The sequence below is a fragment of the Rhodococcus sp. 7Tela_A2 genome (assembly GCF_049311045.1).
GTDB lineage: Bacteria > Actinomycetota > Actinomycetes > Mycobacteriales > Mycobacteriaceae > Rhodococcus.
Genome location: NZ_JAXION010000189.1, coordinates 1 through 4,725, shown reverse-complemented (window position 1 = coordinate 4,725; position 4,725 = coordinate 1). Strand labels below are relative to the sequence as shown.

Below are 4,725 nucleotides of genomic sequence, written 5' to 3'. Positions count from 1 at the left end.
GCGATGCCACCGGGGGCGGTGCGGGTTCGGGTGCCGGCGCGGGCTGCGGTCGCTGCTCCTGTGCACGCTGCTCGGGCGACGGAGACGGTTCGGGTTCCGTCGGCGCGACCTCCGGTGGCGGAGGGGGCGCGGGCGCCTGCTTGCCTTCTCCGATCCGGACCGGCAGGAGGCCACCGGTCATGATGTCGACGACCCGGAACTCCTCGATGGGCTGGGCCGCCGGTTGAACGACGAACAGCCGTTCGGGATTCAGGCCGGACCAGCTTCGGCCCTCGAGCTCGGCACCTTCTGTCAGCACCGGCGACGACAGGGGATTTCCGCGGGCACATCGGACCTTGGGGACTCCGCGGTTGTCGACGAGCACGATCGTCCCCGTCTCGAGTACTGACTGGACGGGTCGTGCCACGCCGTCCTCGTACTCGTGGAGGGTGACGCGCGTATCGGCGCGGAGCAGCACCGGGGTGAGCTTGGCGATATACCCCCGGATGTCGGGGACTTCGAGGACGTCCCGCCACGCGTCTGCCTTGGAGCGGTCACCTTCGAGCGTGTCTACCAGTGCATTCCGGTCACACAGATCTCGTTCGAGGCTCCCGCCGTAGAGAGCGGCCCGGTCACCCGACACCGCGGGCGTCGCGCCGTCCGCCGCCACCGGGTCGCCGGCCGTCTCGACGACATCGCGTGCGGGCGGGGGTACGGCCACGGGCGCTTGCGCCGGGAGCAGTCGGCCGGTCCACGGATATTCGCCTTGCGACGTCGCCACCTGGAGTCGCACGGTCGGGGGTTCCTCCGAACCGCCCGATGTGCACGCGCCCGCCACAAGCGTCGCGGTGAGCGCGAGCACCAGCCCGAATCCACGCACTGTGTCGGTGGCCACGTCGCCATGTTAGGGCGATGGCGTACGGAGATATGGCTATTCGGCACTTCCCGCGGGCGAGACGACGTCGGACACGAAGCGGAGGAGCAGAGCGTCCACCTCCGCCTTCCGTTCCATCTGCACGAAATGTCCGGCTCCGGGGAGAAGATGAATGCCCCGCAAGTCGGGCACAGCGGCGCTCATCCGCTCGAGCGCTCCAGGACCGGACATCGTGACGACCGGATCCCGGTCGCCCGCGACGAAGAGCGTCGGCACCGTGATCTCGGCGCCCTCGTAAGGAGCCGAGGCGAGCCAGTTCGCGTCGTACGCCCGGTACCAGCACAGCCCGCCACCGAAGCCGGTGCGGTCGAATACCGCGGCGTACGTGTCGAGTTCCTCCTCCGAGAGCCACGCCCACGGAAGGGCAGGTGCCTGCGGGAGCACGTCGAGATAGCCGTTCCCCTCGGACGGGTGATTCCACACGTCGAGGTACCGGTACTCACCGGAAAGAGCGAAGAACAGCCGCTGCAGGAATTCCCGCGCCCGCGGATCGAGTTCCGCTTCCGCGACGCCGGGTTCCTGGAAATAGTGCAGGTGCAGAAAATGCTGTCGCGCCATCTTGCGGTACAACTCCGTCGGACGGGCACGGAGCCTGTCCGGCGCGTACGGCACGGCCAGCAGGACCAGACCGGCGACGCGAGAAGGATGACGCAGCGCCGTGGTCCACGCGGCGGGCGCACCGAAGTCGTGGCCGACGAACACCGCGCGGGCGATCCCGAGAGCGTCGAGCAGTCCGACGAGACGGTCGGAGGTCGCGACGGCTGTGTACTGCTCGACGGTGGCCGGACGATCGGTGCCGCCGTACCCCGGCATATCGGGCGCAATCGCCCGATATCCGGCTCCGGCAAGCGCGGCACTCTGGTGCCGGAAGCTGTAGCCCAGACCCGGGAAGCCGTGGCACAGGACGACGGCGGGGCCGTCGCCGGTGTCGTCGATGTTCCACGTGAAACCGTCGACGTCGACGGTGCGGGACGCCATCAGGACGCCGGAACGGTCTTCATGTCCTCCTGGCTCCAGTACGCCTTCATGCTCGAGATTCGCGCCTCGTCGTCGAACGTCATGACGTCGACGACCTCCATGACCAGATCCTGCTCGCCGAGGTGGGTGACGAGCCGGAAGAGGAACGCCGCGTTGTTCTCGGCGATCTTGAGTTCGAGTACTTCGCCCGTCTGCGTCATCGGCTCGATCACACCGTAGAACTCGCGGAGTTCGGCCTCGGTGGTGCGCACGGGCGTACCGATCGGGTCTTCGACCGTGGCGCCGGGCGCGTAGAGCGCAAGCACATCGTCGACCGTTCCCTTCGCGACCGACCGGACATAGTTCTCGACGGTGGCGCGGATCGCGTCACGGGTGGGTGCCATGGGTGAGCCCTCTCGATTTCTGGAACGTGTTCCACGTTGGAGGCTAGAGCACGACGCGCATTCCGACCAGGCTGTGATCACACAGTCCTGGGCCACAGTCGTGCCATGCTTACCCCACCACCGACGGTTCGACCCGCGACGCCAGGAGCACGATGCCCGAGACCCTCGCCTTCACCCTCGACGGACACGCCGGCACGCTCGCGGCCAGGCAATGGGAGACGGCGACGCCCCGATACATCGCGTTGTTGTGCCACGGCTACGGGGAACACGCCGGCCGCTACGACCATGTGGCCGCGCGACTCGTCGACGACGGCGCCGCGGTGTACGCCGTCGACCATGCCGGTCACGGACTCAGCGACGGCGAGCGCGTCTTCGTGCCCGATTTCGAGCTCGTGGTGGACGATTTCCGCCGCCTCGATCTCACCGCCCGGCGCGACCACCCGGGGCTTCCCGTCGCCCTGATCGGACACTCGATGGGTGGCATGATCGCCGCACGGTACGCGCAGCGATTCGGAGACGAACTCGCCGCCGTCGTTCTCTCCGGGCCGGTTCTCGGTACGTGGCCGGTCGTCGACACGCTGCTGGCAGCGGACGAGATCCCTGATACCCCTATCGATCCCGAGACACTCTCGCGCGATCCGGAGGTGGGACGCGCGTACATCGACGATCCTCTCGTGTGGCACGGACCGTTCCAGCGGGTCACCGTGCAAGCCCTGAAGGCGTGTCTGGACCTCGTCACGGCGGCCGGCCCGGTCGAGACCGTGCCCGTGCTGTGGCTGCACGGAGAAGACGACCGCCTCGTGCCGCTCGACGGAACCGCGAGCGGCTGGTCCACCTTCGCCGGCAGCACGTCGTCGTCGAAGGTGTACCCCGGCGCGCGACACGAGATCTTCAACGAGACCAACCGGGACGAAGTTCTCGGTGACGTGCTCGATTTCGTGCGCAGCCACCTGGGGGAAGCCCGCACGGGCGGGTGACGACACCGGGAATTCTCCGGCCGGTTCAGGATTGAAGCGTGCCATTCGCGGTTATCCCGCCGAAAGCCACTTTCTCGTGGACCCATCGGAAGGAGTTCCCGTGGCCGAAGAGGATGCATCGCACAAAGCCCGTGAAGGGTTGAGGAAATCCGTGGTCGGCAAGTTCAAGGAAGTAGCCGGAGCGCTCACCCGCAACGACTCCCTGACCGCCGAAGGCCGCCTCGAGCAGGAGGAGGCACGCAAGCGCAAGGAAGCGGACACGTCCGCACAGCTGGCGGACGCCGAAGCCAAGCAGGCCACCGACCATCTCGAGGCTGTGCACGAGGCCGGCCGCCAGGAACGTGCGGCGGCGGAACGCCGAGCCGACGCCACAGAGACCCGTGCGCACCAGGAAGCCGAGATGCGGAAGCACGAGGCCGAACGCGAGCAACAAGAGCAGGTGGCGCGCGAGAAAGCCCAGGCGACGCGCGACGCGGCCCTCGCCGAACAGCGTGCCCGGGCTCGGGAGAACGCGGAGGCAGCCGACGTTGCCGCAGACGTGGGCGACGCCCACGCGGAACACGGCGAAGCCGTCACCGACGCCGAGCGCGCACGCCTCGAGGCGGAACAGGAACGCCGCCGGGCCGAGGCTCTCGGACAAGCGCTGGACGAGCACGAACGCTGACGCGGGCGTCAGCGGCGACCCCGCGAACCGTGTTCGACGAGACCCCCACTTCGTACGGCCCACAGAACCGGAGACTGGAGATGTGCCCATGAATCTGACCGCCTTACCCAAAAGCGTTCTGCGACTGCAATATCGCATCGCCCGATTCCCCCTGGGCGTGATCGAACAGCAGTTGCGGTTCCTCCCGTCCGACGCGGCACCGCGCCTGATGTACGAGCGCGGCCTCGGCATGCTCGACGGCATTGTCGGCAGTGTGGTGGGAGACGAGGACATCGCCACACGCGGGGCGCTGGCCAACGAACGCGCGCAGGCCGTCATCCGCGCCGAAGAACTCGACCGGCAGGCGGCCGACGAAAAGCGGGCTGCGGACGAGGAATTGCGGCGCGCGCACGAACGCGCGGCGGACGAGCGCGAGGAGGCGCGACGGAAACGCGAACGCGACGTGGAACAGGCGCGAGCCCAGCGCGACGAGCGCGAGAAGCAGGCCGCACAGGAAGCCGCGCAGAAGAAGGCAGCGCAGACCGCGCAGGCCACGAGGCAGGCCGAGAAGCAGCAGCAGACCGCCGAAGCGGCGAAGCGGAAGCAGCAGGCTGCCGTTCGAGAGGCCGAGAAGCAGGCATCCGAACCGGCCAAGATCGCGCTCGAGGATGCCGTCGCCAAGAAACTCGAGTCGAAGAAGGCCGAGCAGGACGCCAAGAAGGTGGGCAACCTCGCCGACGCGGAGAAATCCTCGCGGCGTTCGGCTTCGAGGCAGTCCAAGTAGCAGAAACCGACAGTGCCCCGGGGCGCGGGGGGGGGGGCCGGGGGCCG

Annotated in this window: 6 protein-coding genes; 3 read left to right on the top strand and 3 right to left on the bottom strand. The window is 68.3% G+C overall.

The features are described from left to right. The 3 genes from TVH25_RS20855 to TVH25_RS20845 form a co-directional block, all read right to left on the bottom strand. Positions 1-874, bottom strand: an 874-nt coding sequence (locus TVH25_RS20855) for a DUF6777 domain-containing protein (protein ID WP_422425374.1), incomplete at its 3' end; no start/stop codon positions are given. 36 nt (positions 875-910) lie between these two features. Beyond that, positions 911-1,891 carry an alpha/beta fold hydrolase gene (locus tag TVH25_RS20850; RefSeq protein WP_296551287.1) on the bottom strand — a complete coding sequence of 327 codons (981 nt, stop codon included), beginning with the start codon at positions 1,889-1,891 and terminating at the stop codon, positions 911-913. Continuing rightward, positions 1,891-2,274 carry a nuclear transport factor 2 family protein gene (locus TVH25_RS20845; RefSeq protein WP_169620931.1) on the bottom strand — a complete coding sequence of 128 codons (384 nt, stop codon included), beginning with the start codon at positions 2,272-2,274 and terminating at the stop codon, positions 1,891-1,893. The genes TVH25_RS20850 and TVH25_RS20845 overlap by 1 nt, the downstream gene beginning before the upstream one ends. Before the next feature lie 152 nt (positions 2,275-2,426). On the opposite strand from TVH25_RS20845, the gene TVH25_RS20840 reads away from it, so the two are divergent. The 3 genes from TVH25_RS20840 to TVH25_RS20830 all read left to right on the top strand — a co-directional run bounded on the left by TVH25_RS20840 (position 2,427) and on the right by TVH25_RS20830 (position 4,678). After that, on the top strand, positions 2,427-3,251 hold the full coding sequence (locus TVH25_RS20840) for an alpha/beta hydrolase (protein WP_169620930.1): 825 nt from the start codon (positions 2,427-2,429) through the stop codon (positions 3,249-3,251). Positions 3,252-3,351: 100 nt separating this feature from the next. After that, entirely contained in the window at positions 3,352-3,915 is a 564-nt protein-coding gene (locus TVH25_RS20835) for a CsbD family protein (protein WP_422425373.1), read from the top strand. Between the two features lie 88 nt (positions 3,916-4,003). Beyond that, positions 4,004-4,678: an IF2 family translation initiation factor gene (locus tag TVH25_RS20830; RefSeq protein ID WP_296551291.1), complete on the top strand. Its 675-nt coding sequence runs from the start codon at positions 4,004-4,006 to the stop codon at positions 4,676-4,678. The last annotated feature ends 47 nt before the right edge of the window (positions 4,679-4,725 follow it).

What these genes read in the sequence shown, in the direction of transcription:
- TVH25_RS20840 (WP_169620930.1), top strand. Translation starts at nt 2,427, where the DNA reads ATGCCCGAGACCCTCGCCTTCACCCTCGACGGACACGCCGGCACGCTC.
- TVH25_RS20830 (WP_296551291.1), top strand. Translation starts at nt 4,004, where the DNA reads ATGAATCTGACCGCCTTACCCAAAAGCGTTCTGCGACTGCAATATCGC.
- TVH25_RS20845 (WP_169620931.1), bottom strand. Translation starts at nt 2,274, where the DNA reads ATGGCACCCACCCGTGACGCGATCCGCGCCACCGTCGAGAACTATGTC.
- TVH25_RS20850 (WP_296551287.1), bottom strand. Translation starts at nt 1,891, where the DNA reads ATGGCGTCCCGCACCGTCGACGTCGACGGTTTCACGTGGAACATCGAC.